Source organism: Streptomyces odontotermitis, assembly GCF_050510915.1.
In the GTDB taxonomy this organism is placed as follows: domain Bacteria; phylum Actinomycetota; class Actinomycetes; order Streptomycetales; family Streptomycetaceae; genus Streptomyces.
Map to the genome: position 1 here is coordinate 397,726 of NZ_JBNJLS010000002.1, position 18,743 is coordinate 416,468.

The window sequence follows — 18,743 nt, forward strand, 5'->3', positions numbered from 1 at the left end:
GAAGCAACTGGCGCTCCGTCAACACCCATGCCAGGCACGCCAGTTGGCCTGATTCAATCTGAGCGTTCCTGTCCGATCCTGTTGACGCGTGCGCGATAACGGTTGAGACTCGGGAGCCGGTTCGCCCCGTACGGCCACGTGACTCACACCCCCACCTGGAGTGCTCCCCATGGAGAGACGCACGTTCCTGGCCATCACCGCCCTCACCCCGGCAGCGGGAGTGCTCGCCACCGCCGGACCGGCGGCCGCGGCCGCGGCCGACCACACCTTCGGCTTCTCCGCCGACGGCAGCCAGTTCCTGCTCGACGGGAAGCCCTTCCAGATCCGCAGCGGCGAGCTCCACCCGTGCCGCATCCCGGTGCCGTACTGGCGTCACCGCATCCGCATGGCCAAGGCGATGGGCATGAACACCATCGCCCTGTACCTCATGTGGAACTACCTCGAAGAGCGGCCCGGCGTCTTCGATCTCACCACCGACCGGCGCGACTTCGCCGCGTTCATCAGGCTGTGCCAGGAGGAGGGCATGTGGGTGCTGCTGCGCCCCGGCCCGTACGTGTGCGCCGAGTGGGACCTCGGCGGGCTGCCCTCCTGGCTGCTCGAGGACCCGCAGGCGAAGCTGCGCGTGCGCACGGAGCAGAACCCGGCGTACATGGCGGCCGTGCGCCGCTACATCAAGAAGATCGCCCCGGTCGTGCGGCCGCTCCTGGTCGCGGGCGGCGGCCCCGTCCTGATGGTGCAGATCGAGAACGAGTACGGCTCCTTCGGCGACGACTCCACCTATCTGGACGAGATCCGCCAGACCTGGATCGACGCCGGGATCCCCGGCCCCTTCTACACCCAGGACGGGCTCGGCCAGGTCAAGGGCAACCACACCAACGTGCCCGGCGGGGCCATCGGCCTCTCCGACGGCGACGCGGCCGCCATCGGCGACTGCCGCGGCAGCTTCCCCGCGGTGCCGTCCTTCATCGGGGAGTCCTGGGCCGGGTGGTTCACCGCCTGGGGCGACCCCGTCTTCGGCGGGATCGGCAAGGACAAGTCGCCGGTCCTGCGCGGGCTCATGGAGTCCAAGCTGTCGTTCAACATCTACATGATCCACGGCGGCACCAGCTTCGGTTACTGGGCCGGGGCCAACGCCAACGACGACGGCAGCCACTACACGCCGGACATCACCAGCTACGACTACGCCGCCGCGATCACCGAGCAGGGCCGCCCCTCCGAGAGCTACGCGACCTACCGCGACCTCATCGCCGCCCACCTCGACGAGCCGCTCCCCGACATCCCCGCGCCCGTCCCCACGATCGCCCCGGGTCCCGTCACCCCCAAGGCGTTCGCGTCGCTGTGGGACAACCTCCCCGACGCGCTGCCCCCGGCCCAGACGGTCACCGCCCGGCCGATGGAGAGCTACGGCCAGAACTCCGGCTTCATGCTCTACCGCCGCGCACTGCAGGGGTACGCGGGCGCGACCCTGAACATCACCGGCCTGCACGACTACGCCACCGTCCACCTCGACGGCGCCTACCAGGGCGGCTTCAGCAGGCCCGCGCTCCCCGCCCCGTACACCGAGCCGCTCAGGGTGACGACGGGCAGCAGCCTGAAACTCGGCTCGGCGGATGCGGATGCGGACGGGGATGCGGATGCGGATGCGGATACAGACGCGGACGCCGACGTGACCCTGGACGTCCTGGTGGAGGGCCTCGGCCGCATCAACTTCGGCCACGCCATCGCCGACCGCAAGGGCATCACCGGCGAGGTCTCCCTCACCGACGCGGGCGCCCTCAACGGCCCGCTCACGCACTGGCAGACGTACGGGCTGCCCGTCGACGAGAAGTTCGTGGCGGGCCTGCGCCCCAGGATCAGCGATCCGCACCGAGGGGGCCAGTTCTTCCGCGCCACGCTCACCCTCGACAAGGTCGGCGACACCTACCTGGACCTCGCCGCCTGGACCAAGGGCGTGGTGTGGGTCAACGGCCACAATCTGGGCCGGTTCTGGTCGGTGGGCCCGCAGCAGCGCCTGTACTGTCCGGCACCCTGGCTGAGGAAGGGCCGCAACGAGATCGTCCTCTTCGACCTGCACCAGACGTCGGCGGCCCCCATCGCCTTCGCGGGCACCCTCCAGGCCCGCCACGTCCTGACCAACCGCAAGAGCGGCAAGGTCCTCGACGTGCCCGACTCCTCGACCGCCCAGGGCGTCCAGCTCGTCCAGTGGACCCGGGGCGACGGCGCCAACCAGCAGTGGTGCCTGGCCACCGGCGCCCACGACCGCAGCACCCTCGCCAATGTCCGCTCCGGCCATGTGGCCGACGTCCAGGGCGCGTCCACGGCCGACGGCGCCCCCGTCGTGCAGTGGCCCTCCAACAGCGGCGCGAACCAGCAGTGGCGCGTGGTGAACGCGGGCGGCGGCCACGTGAAGCTCGTCAACGTGCACAGCGGCAAGGTCCTCGGCGTCGAGGGCGGCTCCACGGCGGACGGGGCGAAGGTCACGCAGCAGCCGGACAGCGGCGCGGCGAGTCAGCAGTGGAAGCTCAACCAGCCGTAGCCACGGTGGTGTTGAGGGCGCGCTCGATCTCCGTGGCGGGGAACGGCGTCTGCTTGCTCCGCGTGAGCAGGCTCCGGTGGAAGCCATGGAGAACGAGCGTGTGGTGAGCGTGCCGGTCGAGGATCCCGGCGGCCTCGGCGGTCAGACCGTCGGGCCTCCGACCGGCGATCCACTCCCTGAGGAAGACCTCGGGGTCCCTGTCACCGAGGACCCCGTCGAGCAGATGGTGCCGGATCAGGTGGCTCACGGTGTGGGACCGGTCGTAGAGGAGGTGCCGGTCGAGGAACTCCCTTTCTCCCGCACCGAGTTCGAAGCGGGAGCTCAGGGCGAGACCGAGGTCGGCGAAGCAGATCCGGTGCCCGTCGGTCAGGACGTTCGCGAAGTGGGCGTCGAAGTGGACGAAGCCGTTCGCGCTCATGAAGGCGGTTCCCCGCCCCAACTCCCCTTCCGCCCACGCGTATCCGCCGCGGTGGCGGCGCAGTGACTCCGCGAGCGTGTGCGGCACGTGCTCCAGGAAGAGCACCAGGCTCGACGACGCCGAGCCGATGGCCTCCAGGCGCCGCCGCACCGCCCGCGACCCGTCCCAGTGCGCGACGGCACCTTCCACGCCCCCGAACTCGTCGACGAACCCCTCGGGCGGCGCGTCGGGCAGCACCCGCCAGTGGTGGAGCAGCGGGAACCCGGCATACGCGTCGCCGAGCACCCAGTTCGTCGTCATGACGTGCGCGGCGAGCTCCCGCCACGCCCCGAACCCGGCCGAGCCCACGCCGTACTGGTAGCACATCGGCAGCCCGAAGAGGTTGGCGGTCGACCGCACGTGGGCGGGCTCCAGTTCGAGGTCCGTCAGCGGCACCCGCTTGACGAAGACCCGCACCCCGTCGACGTCCAGCTCCCCCGCGCGGCCACCGATCCCGGCCCCGAGCGGGACCGCGGCGGCGACGCGTTCCGCGAGGCGCCGGTCGCTGAGCAGGGAGAGGTGGGTGCCCACGGTGCGGTGTGCGGCACCGCGTGCGCCCAGAAACCCGAATGCGCTCACCTGTCCCCCTCTGCCACGATCCCCCTCATGGTCCACCCTCTCGAACTCGAACAGCTGGTCATCCGCCACACCCACCGCATCCCCTCTCCCGCCGGCCCGGCCGGGGAAGGCGACGTCGCGGCACGGCAGTTCGACGCCGCGCTCCTGTCCGTGGGGTTCAAGCTCTCGGGAGAACTGCTCGCGCACCTGTCCGGCCTGGCCGCGAACGTCGTCGTCGACACGGCCGAGCGCACCCTGCGCACCGTCCGCGAGCTGGTCGGCGACCACGTCCGGCACAACGCCTACTTCATCGACTTCCCGGCCAACGTCCCGGACACGTACGACTTCTGGATGAGCTGCATCGCCGGGGCGCTCGCGGACGAGAGCACGCGCGCGAGCACCCGCGCGCAGCTGGAGACCGGTGTCGTCGATCTCCTGACCCTGCCGTCGTACGGCCGCTACCAGCACACGTACGAGGAGATGCTCGCCGCCCACGACGGGCTGATCGCCGCCGCCGGTGACCGCGTGACGGTCCTGCACCTCGGCGGCGCCCGGGACGACGAGGTCCGCGACCTGTACCTGGCGCTCGCCGGGAGCGGCACGCCGCTGGGCGAGGACCATCTGCGCGACCTCGCCGCCCTGGCCGGGCACTGCGTGGACGGGCCGCAGCCCGAGGCGATCCCGGTGCGGGAGAGCCGCGCCGTCATCAACCACGCCCGTCTGTCCGCCGGTTCGGGCCTCCTTCTCGACACCGTCACCGACGTGCTGCGCCTGGCCTGTGCGCTCTCGGACGGCGACGTGACCCTCCAGGAGCCCACCCGTTTCCGTGCACTGCGCCGCCCGGTCCGCCGCGCCCTGCTCGCGGGCCTGGACGCGGTGGTCGCCGCCGCTCCCGCGAAGCTCGCCGACGTCCAGGTGCACCGTGAGCCGTTCAAGCGCCTCGGGGAGCGGCTGCACCCGCACGAGTTCGCGGGGCGCTGGCCGCACGCCGCCGACGTGTTCGCCGTCGCGCGGGGCGAGAAGTCCGCGCCGTCCTTCGACAGCCAGGTCGAGAAGCTGCTCGACGGGGGCGAGGTCCTCGCGGCCGTGCGGCTCCTCAAGTCGGCGCCCGGGAAGCTGTTCCGGTCCCTCGACCGGCTGCTGCGCCTGGCCGGTGACGAGGTCGAGCGCGAGGCCGTGGCGGCCGCGGCCGAGGAGGTCGCGCCGCTGGTGGCGGGGCGCGTCGTGCTGTCGGTGCGCGAGCACCTCCACAACCGCGCGACCGAGGCCGGGACCGGGGCCGAGACCGGGACCGGGAGCGAGGCCACGGACGGCGGCGCGCGGCGCGTCTTCGTCAACCGGCTCGGCCGGGCCTGGGTCGCCTCCGACACGCGCGTGCCCGTACCGGCGCGGGAGCGGGAGCGGCTGATCGCCGCGCTCGACGCGGAGACACGGCGCCGACTCCCTTCCCCCGCCCGCCTGTTGATCGACCCGGACGTCCTGGACATCGCGCTGCCGCTCAGCGGCAAGGCCACCGCGGCGGGCCTCGGCGTGCTGCCCCGCGGCTCCCTCTCGCCCGTGGACGGCGAGCTGCTGCGCTTCTTCGTGTACTGGAAGCAGACCGAGTACGACACCGACTACGACCTGTCGGCGCTGCTGCTCGACGCGGGCTACGGCACCGTGTCGTGGCTGTCCTACACCGCGCTCTCCGATGTCGAGGGCGAGCACTCCGGGGACCTCACCGAGGCGCCGGACGGGGCCTCGGAGTTCATCAACCTGCGGCTGGGGGCGGTGCGCGGGACCTTCATCGTGCCGCAGGTCAACATCTTCTCGGGCGAGGGCTTCGAGGAGACCGAGGAGTCGTTCTTCGGCTTCATGCTGCGCGGTGCCGACCAGCAGGGCCGCCCGTTCGAGCCGCGGACGGTGCGCATGAAGTCGGAGCTGCGCGGTCCGGGCCGGGTGGCGCTGCCCCTGGTGTTCCTGCGCGGGCGGGACGGCCGGTGGCGGGCGAAGTGGCTGCACCTCTATCTGAAGGGCCGCCCCGAGGCCAACCGGGTCGAGGGCAACCAGGTGTCGGTCGCGACGCTGCTGCGCGGCGTCGTGGAGCGCGACTACCTCACGGTGCGCCACCTCACGGACCTGATGGCGGCGGACGGCGGCACGGTCACGGAGCTGTGGGACGGCAGGACGGTCCCGGACGCCCCGGTCACGTACATCGGCCTGGAGCGCCCCGACGGCCTGCACCCGGACTCCCGGATCCTCACCCCGGAAAATCTCCGCGACATGATCCCGGAGTGACTGCTAGGTTCAGTTCGGGCGAGGCCATGAACGGGCTTCCTTCTCACACTCCTATGACGCTAGTCCGTTCGCTCTCCTCGCCCCAACTTCCTTCCTTCCAGGGGCGGGTGCGGTATCCGTAGGGGCATGTCCGCGCCCCCGCCGTCACCGCACCCGAGCCCGCCGCCCGCACGCGACTGCGAGGGGGACGGCCCCTCCCCCTGTCCGGGCCGCGTGGTCGAGCCGTACCGCGCGTGCCTCGCCCACCTGACGGCACAGCAGGCGGGCGACCACTTCGCGACCCTGTCCGCGGGCAGCGACATCGACCACCGGGGCACCCGCTTCACCGCGGACCTGCTGACGCGGCTCGTCCGTTCGCTGCGCGACCAGGCGACCGATGCCCCGAAGGCCGGCTCCGCGTCGTTCGACGGTGCGGTCTTCACCGAGGCCGCCGACTTCGAGGGAATGCGATTCACCGGTACGGCAAGCTTCGAGGGCGCGACCTTTCACGCGGAAGCGAACTTCATCGGCGCCGCCTTCGAGGCGGCCGCCTACTTCAGGCGGGCGAAGTTCATCGATTCCTGCGACTTCGCCGGAGCGGTCTTCGCGCGGTACGCGGGGTTCAGTGGCGCGGAGTTCGGCGGAGAACACGCCAATTTCTACTGGACCACCTTTCACGGGGTCGCCGGATTCGTCTCCGCCGTCTTCAGCGCACGACTGGACGCGGCGCGCGCCTGGTTCTACAGCGACCTGCTGCTGCGGAAGTCGGAGTTCGTCACGCCCCAGGTGGTCGGGCCGCTGGTCTGTGCCCAGACGGTCGACCTGCGCGGAGCGGCCTTCAGAGAACAGGCCCTGCTCGCCCTGTGCGCCCCGTACGTGAACTGTCAGGACACCCGCTGGGACGCCCCCTGCTCCCTGCGCCTGCGCTATGCCGTGGTGAGTCTGAACATGGCCTCCCTCGCGGCGCCTTGCGCGGTGGGCAGACAGCGGCGCCCCTTCAAGGTGTGGGGAGAGGACGTCCGCGAGGATCCCGTCCGCGGGGTGACCGACGACGTCAAGGTGCGCGGCGTCGGCTCCGTCGACGCCTCGCTTCTGCGCCTGATGAACGTCGATCTCTCCGAGTGCCAGTTCTCCGCGTCCTTCAACCTCGACCAGATCCGCATCGAAGGCGCCTGCAGATTCGCGTCGACCCCACGGGGCTGGGTGAGACACCACGGATTCGTCCCCTTCCACTGGACGAGACGCCAGATCATCGCTGAAGAGGGAATTCTCCGCAGGCGTGCGGGTCGCGGTCACCTCGCGGGCGGTCGGCGGAACACCGCCCGGGAATCACGGCACCGGGACTTCGCGTTGGCGGCCGCCATCTACCGAAGTCTGCGGAAGGCCCTCGAGGACGCCAAGGACGAACCGGGCGCCGCCGACTTCTATTACGGCGAGATGGAGATGCGCCGGCACAGCCGGAAGTGGAGCGAGGCGGAGCGCTGGCTCCTCCAGGCGTACTGGCTGCTGTCCGGGTACGGGCTGCGCGCCTCGCGCGCCCTGGGCTGGCTCGGCCTCGCGATGATGAGCACCGTCGTGCTGATGATGGGCTTCGGTCTGCCCCAGGACTCGCCCCGACAGGAGGCCACCGGCACCGTCCCGGCCGGCGGCGGCAAGGTCACCTTCGTGATCGACGAGGACGACCCGGAGAACCCCTCCGGCGAACGGTTCACGACGCAGCGCTTCGAGAAGGCGCTGAAGGTCACGTTGAACTCGGTCGTCTTCCGGTCGAGCGAGCAGAACCTGACCACCGCGGGCGACTACATCGAGATGGCGTCGCGGTTCTCCGAACCGATCCTGCTGGGTCTCGGGGCCCTCGCGGTCCGGGGGCGGGTCAAGCGGTGAGCAAGGCGCCCGGTCCGGGAGGACCGGGCGCCTTGTCGTGGGGACGGGCAGGCTTACGAGGCGTCCTTCACCTTCCCCGTGAACTCCGGCCCGCCCGGCAGCGGTTCGTAGTTCTGGTCGAGCGGGCTCAGCCGGGCGCGCAGCGACTCCGCCGGTTCGCGGACGCGGTCCTTCGCGGTGGGCACCGAGACGTCGACGCTGGTCTTCCCGGCCGGGACGGACACGAAGAGCGTCGGGTCGTCCGGCATCGCCGACAGGGCGCGCTCCGGGTCGGGCTTCTGGCCGAGGTTGTCGCGCAGCCAGGTGCGGTCGACGTCCTTCGTGGAGAGCTCGGCTCCGCTCCGTACGGGAAGGAAGCCGATCTGCCCCTGGATGTCCACGTCGACCGGGTGCGCCAGGGTCACCCGCCACTTCAGGCGCTTGCCCTCGACGACGGTCCCGGCGACCGGCTTCACGGTCAGCCTGGGCAGCGGGTCGTCGTTCAGGACGGTCACGCCGCCCTGGTAGGAGCCGACGACGGCGCCGCGCACGGCCTTGGCCCCCGCGGAGTACGTGACGTCGTAGCCGTAGCGCTTGTCGCCGCGGACCTCGACCGGCACGTCGAGGGCGTGGGAGCCGGGGCGGACCGTCACGGTGCGGGACGTGGTCCGGTCCGAGCCGGGCTCGGGCACGAACAGGCGGACGCGGCCCACGCCTTGACCCGATACGCGGACGGGCATCCGGTAGGTGCGCACCCCGGAGTCGCCCTCCTTGACCTTGAGGCGGCCGAAGTCGACGCGCGGCAGGGCGGCGGTCGTGACGGCCGGGGTGCCGGGGCGCCAGCCCCACGCGTCCATCAGCCACGCCGTGCCCTTGGCGCTGCGCGGGGTGAGGCGGAGGGTCTTGAGGTGCCCCAGGTCGACCTTCGCCCCGACCGACGCCGACACCGGGACACGGATCTCGCGGCCCCAGTAGGCGGCGATCTGCCGGCTGCCCGGGAGTCCGTCGACGGTGGTCTTGCCGAGGGTCGCCGTGCGGCCGGACGCGTCGGTGACGGCGACGTCCAGCTTGGTGCCGGTGGTGTTGGGCGGCACGATCACGCGCAGCGCCAGCGCGTCGGCGCCCGCGAGGGAGAAGGGACGGGCCGGGGTGATGCGGGTCGCCGAGGGCGCCCCCGCCCGCGTCCACTTCATCGCCACCGCGTCCCGGCCGGGCTCGGGGACGACGTCCCAGGCCGCGAAGTGCGGGGAGGAGCCGATCGCGTCGGTCCACAGGCAGGACCTGGTACGGCTGTTGCTCACCTGGGCGCAGAGGCGGCCGCCGCCGCGCACGGAGACCGAACTGCCGGGCAGGACGGCCGTCGTGCGGTGGCCGCCGACCGCGTGGGTCAGGACGCGCGCCGGGCCGGCCGAGGGCATGCTGCGCCCGGTGCCGTCAAGGAGCGGCCGCGCCCGGTCGTCGCCCGCGACGAACAGGCGGGCGGCCGCGGCGATGTAGGCGTTGCCCACGGTCTGCTGCTGGGTGGCCTTCAGCCGGGTCGGCTTGCCGACCGAGCACACCGGGTCGCGTCCGGCGCCGAAGTCGTCGTCGGCGGGCGCCTGGGACTGGCCCGGGGTCCACTCGCTGTTGAAGAAGTTGTGGTTCGCGCCGACCACGTAGACCGAGCTGTGCAGAGCCCGGCCACGGCTGACGCCGCGCGTGCCGTCGGTGTAGAGCTCGCCCTGGAGGTCGTTCACGTCGCCGTCGCAGCCCGGCAGGATCGTCACGGAGGGCACGTCGGGGGCCGGGTTCTGCCCGAAGATGGTGGGGCCGATGAGGACGTTGCCGCGGATCTTCCAGCGCACCGGACCCGGGGCGCCGTCCTGGTCGACGGGCGGCTTGTACTGGCTGTCGAGCGCCGCCCGGTTGACGCCCTCGCCGCCCCGCGAGTGGCCGACGAGCAGGACCTGGTCCAGGTCGGCGGGGGCGACGGCGCGCACCGCGTCCGGCGCGCCGCCCTGGTCCTTGGCCCAGTCCGCCCAGCGGGCCAGGTGCCGGCGCACCAGCGAGGAGCGGGCCTGGGCGCCGCCGTCGGGCACGTCGCCGTCCTGGGCGTTGATGCCGTTCGCGGAGATCGACACGGTGACGTAGCCCTGGGAGGCCAGGAGCTTCTGGGCACCGAGGTAGCCCTCGTAACTGGGCACGGGCTTGGCACCCGCCTTGCAGGGCCAGCCGAGATCGCTCCCGTCCCCGTCGCCGGAGCCGCCGTAGCAGGTGTAGTGGCGGCCGTGCAGGAAGAGCGCGAGCGGCCGCTTGCCGGGGGCGTCGACGGGGCCGATGACGCGGGCCTGCATCTCCACGGGCGCGGGGAAACCGGGCAGGCGCACGGACTTCAGGGTGTACTCGCCGCTCGCCGTGCGGTAGTCGCCGGGCTTTCCGGGATCAACGTCCGCTGCGCTGCCGCGAGTCGGGGGCTTCGCGGACGGGGCGAGACCGGGGGTGCGGGCGTCCGGCTGCCCGGCGGCCGCGTCGAGGCGGCGCCCTCCGGCCAGGGCGCGCAGGTCCTTGGCCGGGCCGAGGCCGGCGCCGTGCAGCGGGAGCCGGTACGTGCGCCGGTCCGGGGCGGCGACGGGCTGCCCCAGCAGGTCGTTCCCGGCGTAGAACTCGACGCGGGAGTTCCCCACGGGCTGCGGCTTCGGTGCCGTCCACACCAACTGCCGCGCGGCGCCGCTGCCTTCGATGTCCCAGCCGGCCGGCAGGCCGTCGCCGGTGTCGGCGGATATACGGCCCGCCGCAGGGCCGGTGGCGGGCTGCCCCTGCGCAAGCCCTGGAGACACCGCGGCGAGCGCGAGCACCACCAGGGCCGTCGTCGCCACTCTTGAGCCACGTCTCAACGTGGTCCTCCTCTTCCTTCATCAGCCGAAGGCACCTGAGGGCACCTGAGACGAACTCACGTGCCCCTCTGCGTCCACGAGGACGTCAACTGCGGCCCTCCCGTTGCCTCTTGTCATGAGATGGCGCGAAGTGTGGCGCGAAGGCGGGCACTTGTTACTCGCGCACTTCTTGAAGGCAAGACCAGGACAACTCCCGCTTCAGGAGGGGAAGTTGTGCCGGAACTCTTGACGCGGCGTTCACGCGGATGAAGCATTCAGCGGCGAGAGAGCGCTCTCACAACCCCCACCGTTCACTTCCTGAACCAGGAGAGCCGCCCCATGTCCCCTTCTCCGTCCCGCAGGACCGTGCTGGCAGGAGCCGCAGCGGCGGCGACGGCCGCGACCGTAGGCACCGCCGCAGCCACCACCGCCCCCGCTTCCTCCTCCACCTCCGCCCCCGCCCGCCGCAGACCCCGCGCCCTGCCCGGCGGCGGCGACCTCGGCCCCAACGTCCTCGTCTTCGACCCCGGCACGCCCGGCATCCAGGGCAAGCTCGACGAGATCTTCAAGCAGCAGGAGTCGGCCCAATTCGGCCCCGGCCGCTACGCGTTGCTCTTCAAGCCCGGCACCTACAACGGCCTCAACGCACAGCTCGGCTTCTACATGTCCATCGCGGGCCTCGGCCTCTCCCCCGACGACACCACCTTCAACGGAGACGTCACCGTCGACGCGGGCTGGTTCAACGGCAACGCCACCCAGAACTTCTGGCGCTCCGCCGAGAACCTCGCCCTCGTCCCCGCCAACGGCACCAACCGCTGGGCCGTCGCGCAGGCCGCGCCCTTCCGCCGCATGCACGTGCGCGGCAGCCTCAACCTCGCGCCCGACGGCTACGGCTGGGCCAGCGGCGGCTACATCGCCGACAGCCGTGTCGACGGTGAGGTCGGCCCGTACTCGCAGCAGCAGTGGTACACCCGCGACAGCGCGGTCGGCGGCTGGCGCAACGCCGTGTGGAACATGGTGTTCTCCGGCATCGAGGGCGCGCCCGCGCAGAGCTTCCCCGACCCCCCGTACACGACGCTCGACACCACCCCGGTCTCCCGCGAGAAGCCCTTCCTCTACCTGGACGGCTCCGACTACCGCGTGTTCCTGCCCGAGAAGCGGACCAACGCGCGCGGCGTCACCTGGGGCAACGGCACCCCGCGCGGCACCTCACTGCCCCTGACCGACTTCTACGTGGCCAAGCCCGCCGACTCCGCCACGACCCTCAACCAAGCGCTCGCACAGGGACTCCACCTGCTCCTCACCCCCGGCATCTACCACCTCGACCAGCCCCTCCAGGTGAACCGCGCGGGCACCGTCGTCCTCGGCCTCGGCTACGCCACGCTCGTGCCCGACGGCGGCGTCACCGCTCTCAAGACCGCCGACGTCGACGGGGTGCGCCTCGCGGGCTTCCTCATCGACGCGGGCTCCGCCAACTCCCGTACGCTGCTCGAAGTCGGCCCCGAGGGCGCGTCCGCCGACCACTCCGGGAACCCCACCACCGTCCAGGACGTGTTCGTGCGCATCGGCGGCGCGGGCGCGGGCAAGGCCACCACCAGCATGGTGATCAACAGCAGGCACACCATCGTCGACCACACCTGGGTCTGGCGCGCCGACCACGGCGACGGCGTCGGCTGGGACACCAACCGGGCCGACTACGGCGTCGTCGTGAACGGCGACGACGTCCTCGCCACCGGCCTGTTCGTGGAGCACTTCAACAAGTACGACGTGCAGTGGCACGGCCAGCGCGGGCGCACCATCTTCTTCCAGAACGAGAAGGCGTACGACGCCCCGGACCAGGCGGCGATCCAGAACGGCTCCGTCAAGGGCTTCGCCGCCTACAAGGTCGCCGACTCCGTCACCGCGCACGAGGCGTGGGGCCTGGGCAGCTACTGCTACTACAACGTCGACCCGACGATCGTGCAGCACCACGGCTTCGCGGCGCCGAACGCGCCGGGCGTGAAGTTCCACAACCTGCTGGTGGTCTCGCTCGGCGGCAAGGGCCAGTACGAGCGCGTCATCAACGACACGGGCGCCCCGACGTCGGGCACGAACACGGTGCCGTCGACGGTGGTGTCGTATCCCTGACTCACCGACTCCCTGCCGCCGGGCGGACCTTACGGAGCGGTGACGTGACGGCCGTGGTCCTGGGGTGGGGCGGGGCGCCGCCCTACCTTGGGCCCCATGAAGGTCATGAGGGTACTGGTCACCGGCGGTGCCGGGTTCATCGGGTCGCAGATCGTCGAGGCGCTGGCGGCGCGCGGGCACGAGCCGGTCGTGTTCGACGTGCGCGCGGACCCGGCGGCGGACGTGCGCGACCGGGCGGCGGTCGCACGGGCTCTCGCCGGGGTGGACGCCGTGTGCCACCAGGCGGCGATGGTCGGCCTCGGCACCGGCTTCGCCGACGCGCCGGAGTACGTCTCGCGCAACGACCTGGGCACCGCGGTGCTGCTCACGGCCATGGCGGAGGCAGGGGTGCGACGGCTGGTCCTCGCCGGGTCGATGGTGGTCTACGGGGAGGGGCGGTACGCCTGCGCGGAGCACGGCGTGGTGCGGCCGGGCCCCCGCTCGGCCGCGGACCTGCGCGCGGGCCGCTTCGAGCCGAACTGCCCTTCCTGTGGACGGGAGTTGACCCCGGGCCTGGTGGCGGAGGACGCCCCGCTGGACCCCCGCAATGTGTACGCCACGACGAAGCTCGCCCAGGAACACCTGGCCGCGGCGTGGGCGCGCGCGACGGACGGCACGGCGGTGTCGCTGCGCTACCACAACGTGTACGGCCCCGGGATGCCCCGCGACACCCCGTACGCCGGAGTCGCCTCCTTCTTCCGCTCGGCGCTGGCCCGGGGCGAGGCCCCGCGCGTCTTCGAGGACGGCGGCCAGCGACGGGACTTCGTCCACGTACGGGACGTGGCGGCGGCCAACGCGACGGCTCTGGAGGCGGACGGCCCCCACGGCGTACTGACGGCTTACAACACCGGCAGCGGAGACCCGCACACGGTGGGCGAGATGGCCGGGGCACTCGCCGCGGCACACGGCGGCCCGGCCCCCGTGGTGACGGGCGAGTACCGGCTGGGCGACGTCCGCCACATCACGGCGGACTCGGCCCGCCTGCGCGCGGAGCTCGGCTGGAAGGCGGAGGTCGGATTCGCGGAGGGGATGCGGGAGTTCGCGGGGGAAGCGGGGTTGCGCGGGGAGTGAGGAGGGGACGCCCCTGCTCTACCCCACGGGCAGCGTGACCTCGAAGCAGCAACCCCCGGGAATGTTGCGGACCGTGGCGCGGCCCTCGTGGGCCTCGACGATGCCGCGGACGATGGCGAGGCCGAGGCCCGCGCCGGCCGGGGGTGTGCGGGCGTGGGTGCCGCGCCAGCCCGTGTCGAAGACGCGGGGCAGGTCCTCCTCGGGGATGCCGCCGCAGCCGTCCGAGACGGAGAGGACCACGCCGTCGGGGGCGCGCTCGGCGGTGACGGCGACCGTGCCGTCGGCGGGGGTGCGGCGGATCGCGTTCACCAGGAGGTTGCCGAGGACGCGGCTCATCTCCTTGCCGTCCACGTCCACGGGGACGGGCTCGACGCGGTCGCCGACGAGTCTCACCCCGTGCTCGCGGGCGAGCGGGTCCGCCCCCGCGAGGGCGTCCCCGACCAGGTCGTACAGGGAGATCCGGGAGGGGACGAGGGCGAGGGCGCCCGCGTGTATGCGGGACAGTTCGAAGAGGTCGCCCACCATGCCGTTGAGGCGCTCGACCTCGGTGCGGATCTGCCGGAGGTAGCGGTCCGGGTCGGCGGCGACCCCGTCCTCCAGCGCCTCGGCCATCGCCCGCAGACCCGCGAGCGGCGTGCGCAGGTCGTGCGAGATCCAGGCGACGAGTTCGCGCCGCGAGGTCTCCAGGAGACGCTCCCGTTCCCGGGACTCGGTCAGCTTCGCGCTGGTCGCCGCCAACTCGCGGCTGAGCGCGGCCAGTTCGGCCGTCGCCGGGCCGGAGGGGGCCGTGAAGCCGCCCTCGTCGCCGAAGGAGCGCGCGGCGAGCGTCAGGGCGCGGCTGCGGCCCACCACCCACCGGCCGAGCAGCAGCGCGGTGACCAGCGAGACGACCGCCGCCATGGCGACCACCGTCGTGACCACGGTGAGGTCGTGCGACGAGAGGAACATCGCCTGCGCCACCGCCAGCGTGCCCGCGAACATCGCGCCCACGGCGACGGCGGCCACGACGGCGAGCGAGGCCGTCAGCGAGCGGCGCCGCAGCAGCCACAGCGCCCCGGCGCCGAGGAGTCCGGCCGCGGCGGCGCCGAGGAAGGCGAACAGGGCGATGAGAAGGGTGTCGCGCACGGTCAGGCCACCTCCGGGCCGGCGGCGCCCTCGGGGTCGAAGCGGTAGCCGACGCCCCACACCGTCTGGATGAGCCGGGGCCGGGCGGGATCGTCCTCGACCTTGTTGCGCAGCCGCCGGACGTGGACCGTGACCGTCGACAGGTCACCGAAGTCCCACCCCCACACCTCCCGCATCAGATCCTCTCGGCTGTACGCGCGGGCGGGGTGCCGCAGGAAGAAGGCGAGCAGGTCGAACTCGCGCAGGGTGAGGGCGAGTTCGCCGCCGTGCTTGGCGGCGCGGCGGGCCTCCGGGTCGAGGGTGAGCCCGGCCGCGCCGAGGGGCCGGGCGCTCGCGTGCGCGCCCGCGTCCCTGGCGGACGGGCGGGTGCGCCGCAGCACCGACTCCACGCGGAGCACCAGTTCCCGGGGGCTGAAGGGCTTGGTCACATAGTCGTCCGCGCCCACCTCCAGGCCGAGGATCCGGTCGTCCTCGTCACCGCGCGCGGTGAGCATGATGACCGGGACGGGCCCCCGCGCACGCAGCCGCCTGCACACCTCCAGCCCGTCCATCCCGGGCAGCATCAGATCGAGCACCACGAGGTCCGGCCAGTGGGCGGCCGCCCCGTCCAGCGCCCCGGGTCCGTCCCCGGCCCGGTCCACGACGTACCCGGCGCGCTCGAGGTAGCCGGTGACGACTTCGGCGACGGTGGGGTCGTCGTCGACCACGAGGATGCGGGCGGGGTCCGGGGCGAGGCTGGGGTTGGGGTTGGCGTACTCGGGGTCGACGGGGACCCCCTCCACATCGTGCTGCTGCTCCATGCCCCCAGCCTCGCACCCGCCGCCGCACCGCGTCGGCCACCGGCCGCCCGTACGGACCGACGTCCGTGTTTCGTAAGGAGCCGTAGTCCGGTATGCGGTTTTTGCGTTCGTAGGGTGAGAGCCGTGATGACCTCTTCCCCATCCGATTCCCCATCCGAGGGCCCCGGATCCGAGGGCGCCGGGTCGCAGGGCGCCGGGCCCGAGGGCGCCGACGTCGTCGACCTCGTCGACCTCGTCCTCCCCTGCCTGAACGAAGCCGAGGCCCTCCCCTGGGTCCTCGAGCGGATCCCGCCCGGCTGGCGCCCCCTCGTCGTGGACAACGGCTCCACCGACGGCTCCCCCGACCTCGCCCGCGAGCTCGGCGCGACCGTCGTGCACGAGCCGAGGCGCGGCTTCGGCGCCGCCTGCCACGCGGGCCTGACCGCCGCGACCGCGCCCATCGTCTGCTTCTGCGACTGCGACGCCTCCCTCGACCCGGGCCTCCTCGTCCCCTTCGTACGCGAAGTGCAGTCAGGACAGGCCGACTTGGTGCTCGGACGGCGACGCCCGCAGGGCCGGGGCGCTTGGCCCGCGCACGCCCGCGCCGGGAACGCCGCGCTCTCCCTGATGCTGCGCCGCCGCACCGGCCTGCGGCTGCGCGACCTCGGCCCGCTGCGCGCCGCCCGCCGCGAACCGCTGCTCGCCCTCGGGCTCACCGACCGGCGCAGCGGCTACCCGCTGCAGATGGTCGTGCGCGCCGCCGACGCGGGCTGGCGCGTCACCGAGCACGACGTCCCGTACCTGCCGCGCTCCGGCGCCTCCAAGGTGACCGGCACCTGGCGCGGCACCTGGCAGGCGGTGCGCGACATGAGCCGCGTCCTGGCCGAGGAGCCCGACGGGGCTCCGGAGCTCGACGCACCCCCCGAACCCGGCGCGAACCCGAAGCCCGACGCGACCCCCGTCACCTCACCCCACCCCACGAAGGAACCGCGCCGATGACACCCCCGCCAGTCACCCCGCCAGTCACCCCATCGGTCAACCCACCGGTCGCCCCTCCTGACACTGCGCCTGACGCTCCGCCGGCCACCCCGCCCGCTCTCCCGTCCACCACCTTGCTCGTGATCGCCAAGGAACCGCGGCCGGGGCGGGTCAAGACCCGGCTCACACCGCCGTTCACCCCCGAAGAGGCGGCGGAGCTGGCCGAGGCCGCGCTCCGCGACACGCTGCGCGCAGTCGCCGCCACCCCCGCCCGCCGCCGCGTCCTGGTCCTCGACGGAACGCCCGGCCCCTGGCTGCCGCCCGGCTTCGACGTCGTCCCGCAGTGCGCGGGCGGCCTCGACGAACGCCTCGCCGCGGCGTTCGCGGCCTGCGACGGCCCCGCCCTGCTGATCGGCATGGACACCCCGCAGGTCACACCGGACCTGCTCACCGTGGACTTCGCCAACGGCCAGCACGACGGTCGATACGGCGACCGGTACGACGGCGGGTACGGCCGCGGGTACGACGCCTGCTTCGGCCCGGCCGAGGACGGCGGCTTCTGGGCACTCGGCCTGGCCGAGCCCGACCCCCGGCTGCTGCTCGGCGTCCCGATGTCGGCGCCCGACACCGGCGCCGTGCAGCGGGCCCGGCTCGTCGCCGCGGGCCTTCGCGTGCGCGACCTGCCGCGGCTGCGCGACGTGGACACGGCGGCGGACGCGACGGCCGTCGCCGCGACGGCCCCGCACGGCCGGTTCGCCGCGGCGCTGGCCCGGCTCGGGGCGGTCGGCGGGCGGACCGGCCGATGAGGACGGCGAGCGAGGTGCGGGCCCCCGCCACCAGCCAGAACCCCACCGGCCGCGGCAGCACCGGGCCCGACAGCACGGGACCCGACAGCACCGGACCGGTCAGCACGGGCCACAGCAGCACGGGCCACAGCAGCACGGGCCACGGCAGCACCGGACCGGACGCCACGGGACCCAGCTGGGCCGCCGACCCCTACTCCGATGCCCTGCGAACAGGCCGCGGCCCCCTCTTCCTGCGCCGCGGCGACGGCTGGCTGCTGCCCCTGGACGTCGAGCGCTGGTGCGCCCGCGCCGACGCGGTGGACCTGGAGCTCCTGGACCGGTGCGAGGGCGCCGTCCTCGACGTCGGCTGCGGGCCGGGCCGCCTCGTCGCGGAGCTCGCCGCCCGGGGCGAGGCCGCGCTCGGCATCGACGTGAGCGAGGCGGCGGTGGCCCACACCGTCGGGCTCGGCGGACACGCCCTGCTGCGCTCCGTCTTCGCGCCCCTCCCCGGCGAGGGCCGCTGGGGCACGGCCCTGCTGGCCGACGGCAACCTCGGCATCGGCGGCGACCCGGCCGCCCTCCTCCGCCGCCTGGCCCAACTCCTCGCCCCAGGCGGCCTGTTGATCGCCGAAACGGCACCCGCGGACATCGACGAGCGGGCAACGGTCCGCCTCGTCGGCCCCCTTGCAGGGTCCGGGTCCGGACCCGAGCCCGAATCCGCCCCCACGCCCACCGCCACCCCCACTCCCACCCCGAGCACCCCCTTCCCCTGGGCCCGCCTCGGCACCCCGGCCCTCCTCCGGTACGCCCGCCCCCTCGGCTGGTGCCCCGTGGATCAGTGGGCGGCCGGCGACCGCCGCTTCGTGGCCCTGCGCAGCCGCAGCGAGCGCAGCGACCGCACCACCCACAGCAGCGCGGAGCCACCGAAGAGCACGGCCGTGATCAGCAGCCAGCGGGCGAGGAACCCGTCCCCGGACAGCCCGGTCGACGACGCGTAACGGTCCGCCACCCGGCCGCTGATCAGCGGGAACCAGACGAGCAACAGAAGACCCGAGAAGGCGGCCGGGACACGGACGTACATCACCCACTCGCGGCGCCCGACCGCGCCGAACACCTCCGTGGCCGCCCGGTCCACCGCCGCGTACAACGGCAGCAGGACGAGGTCATGGATCAGCGCCGCCCCCACGAACCACAGCGCGACCTGGAACCAGTCCCCCTCCAGGAGCCGCACCCCCGCGTACGCGGCCAGCGCGAACGAGCAGCACAGCAACAGCAGTTGAAGCGGGCTGCCCGCCTTCGGATGCCGCACCTGACGTC

12 protein-coding genes are annotated in these 18,743 nt (G+C 73.1%); 8 read left to right on the plus strand and 4 right to left on the minus strand.

Annotation, left to right across the window (positions count from 1 at the left end; genetic code table 11):
• The first annotated feature begins 169 nt into the window (after positions 1-169).
• The gene (locus ACQB60_RS07990) at positions 170-2,536 is read left to right on the plus strand and encodes a beta-galactosidase (protein WP_496925119.1); all 2,367 of its coding nucleotides are present in this window, start codon (positions 170-172) and stop codon (positions 2,534-2,536) included.
• Here ACQB60_RS07990 and ACQB60_RS07995 read toward each other — a convergent pair.
• The gene (locus ACQB60_RS07995; RefSeq protein WP_496925120.1) at positions 2,523-3,572 is read right to left on the minus strand and encodes a protein kinase family protein; all 1,050 of its coding nucleotides are present in this window, start codon (positions 3,570-3,572) and stop codon (positions 2,523-2,525) included. The genes ACQB60_RS07990 and ACQB60_RS07995 overlap by 14 nt on opposite strands.
• A 27-nt stretch (positions 3,573-3,599) precedes the next feature.
• On the opposite strand from ACQB60_RS07995, the gene ACQB60_RS08000 reads away from it, so the two are divergent.
• Both ACQB60_RS08000 and ACQB60_RS08005 read left to right on the plus strand, forming a co-directional pair.
• Positions 3,600-5,828 carry a TerD family protein gene (locus tag ACQB60_RS08000; protein WP_496925121.1) on the plus strand — a complete coding sequence of 743 codons (2,229 nt, stop codon included), beginning with the start codon at positions 3,600-3,602 and terminating at the stop codon, positions 5,826-5,828.
• A gap of 126 nt (positions 5,829-5,954) precedes the next feature.
• Complete coding sequence (locus tag ACQB60_RS08005) at positions 5,955-7,691, plus strand: pentapeptide repeat-containing protein (protein ID WP_496925122.1); 1,737 nt, start codon at positions 5,955-5,957, stop codon at positions 7,689-7,691.
• 53 nt (positions 7,692-7,744) lie between these two features.
• Here the strand turns inward: ACQB60_RS08005 and ACQB60_RS08010 are convergent, their stop codons facing one another.
• Positions 7,745-10,543 (minus strand): alpha/beta hydrolase, encoded by a 2,799-nt coding sequence (locus ACQB60_RS08010; RefSeq protein WP_496925123.1) that lies wholly within the window; start codon positions 10,541-10,543, stop codon positions 7,745-7,747.
• A gap of 318 nt (positions 10,544-10,861) precedes the next feature.
• On the opposite strand from ACQB60_RS08010, the gene ACQB60_RS08015 reads away from it, so the two are divergent.
• Together ACQB60_RS08015 and ACQB60_RS08020 are read left to right on the plus strand one after the other, a co-directional pair.
• Entirely contained in the window at positions 10,862-12,649 is a 1,788-nt protein-coding gene (locus tag ACQB60_RS08015) for a pectate lyase-like domain-containing protein (protein ID WP_496925124.1), read from the plus strand.
• A 105-nt stretch (positions 12,650-12,754) separates the two neighbouring features.
• Positions 12,755-13,759 (plus strand): NAD-dependent epimerase/dehydratase family protein, encoded by a 1,005-nt coding sequence (locus ACQB60_RS08020; protein ID WP_496925639.1) that lies wholly within the window; start codon positions 12,755-12,757, stop codon positions 13,757-13,759.
• Between the two features lie 18 nt (positions 13,760-13,777).
• Here ACQB60_RS08020 and ACQB60_RS08025 read toward each other — a convergent pair whose 3' ends face one another.
• Both ACQB60_RS08025 and ACQB60_RS08030 read right to left on the minus strand, forming a co-directional pair.
• Entirely contained in the window at positions 13,778-14,884 is a 1,107-nt protein-coding gene (locus tag ACQB60_RS08025; protein ID WP_496925125.1) for a sensor histidine kinase, read from the minus strand.
• Between the two features lie 2 nt (positions 14,885-14,886).
• Positions 14,887-15,684, minus strand: a complete 798-nt coding sequence (locus ACQB60_RS08030) for a response regulator transcription factor (RefSeq protein ID WP_496925126.1) — start codon at positions 15,682-15,684, stop codon at positions 14,887-14,889.
• 126 nt (positions 15,685-15,810) lie between these two features.
• Between ACQB60_RS08030 and ACQB60_RS08035 the strand changes: the two genes are divergently transcribed.
• From ACQB60_RS08035 to ACQB60_RS08045, 3 genes are all read left to right on the plus strand, one after another.
• On the plus strand, positions 15,811-16,662 hold the full coding sequence (locus ACQB60_RS08035; protein WP_496925127.1) for a glycosyltransferase family 2 protein: 852 nt from the start codon (positions 15,811-15,813) through the stop codon (positions 16,660-16,662).
• A gap of 119 nt (positions 16,663-16,781) precedes the next feature.
• On the plus strand, positions 16,782-17,447 hold the full coding sequence (locus tag ACQB60_RS08040; protein ID WP_496925128.1) for a TIGR04282 family arsenosugar biosynthesis glycosyltransferase: 666 nt from the start codon (positions 16,782-16,784) through the stop codon (positions 17,445-17,447).
• On the plus strand, positions 17,444-18,424 hold the full coding sequence (locus tag ACQB60_RS08045; RefSeq protein ID WP_496925129.1) for a class I SAM-dependent methyltransferase: 981 nt from the start codon (positions 17,444-17,446) through the stop codon (positions 18,422-18,424). Before ACQB60_RS08040 ends, ACQB60_RS08045 begins: the two co-directional genes overlap by 4 nt.
• Positions 18,425-18,743 lie beyond the last annotated feature (319 nt).

Coding starts and splice junctions, on each gene's coding strand:
- ACQB60_RS07990 (WP_496925119.1), top strand. CDS start 170: ATGGAGAGACGCACGTTCCTGGCCATCACCGCCCTCACCCCGGCAGCG.
- ACQB60_RS08000 (WP_496925121.1), top strand. CDS start 3,600: ATGGTCCACCCTCTCGAACTCGAACAGCTGGTCATCCGCCACACCCAC.
- ACQB60_RS08005 (WP_496925122.1), top strand. CDS start 5,955: ATGTCCGCGCCCCCGCCGTCACCGCACCCGAGCCCGCCGCCCGCACGC.
- ACQB60_RS08015 (WP_496925124.1), top strand. CDS start 10,862: ATGTCCCCTTCTCCGTCCCGCAGGACCGTGCTGGCAGGAGCCGCAGCG.
- ACQB60_RS08020 (WP_496925639.1), top strand. CDS start 12,755: ATGAGGGTACTGGTCACCGGCGGTGCCGGGTTCATCGGGTCGCAGATC.
- ACQB60_RS08030 (WP_496925126.1), bottom strand. CDS start 15,684: ATGGAGCAGCAGCACGATGTGGAGGGGGTCCCCGTCGACCCCGAGTAC.
- ACQB60_RS08035 (WP_496925127.1), top strand. CDS start 15,811: ATGACCTCTTCCCCATCCGATTCCCCATCCGAGGGCCCCGGATCCGAG.
- ACQB60_RS08045 (WP_496925129.1), top strand. CDS start 17,444: ATGAGGACGGCGAGCGAGGTGCGGGCCCCCGCCACCAGCCAGAACCCC.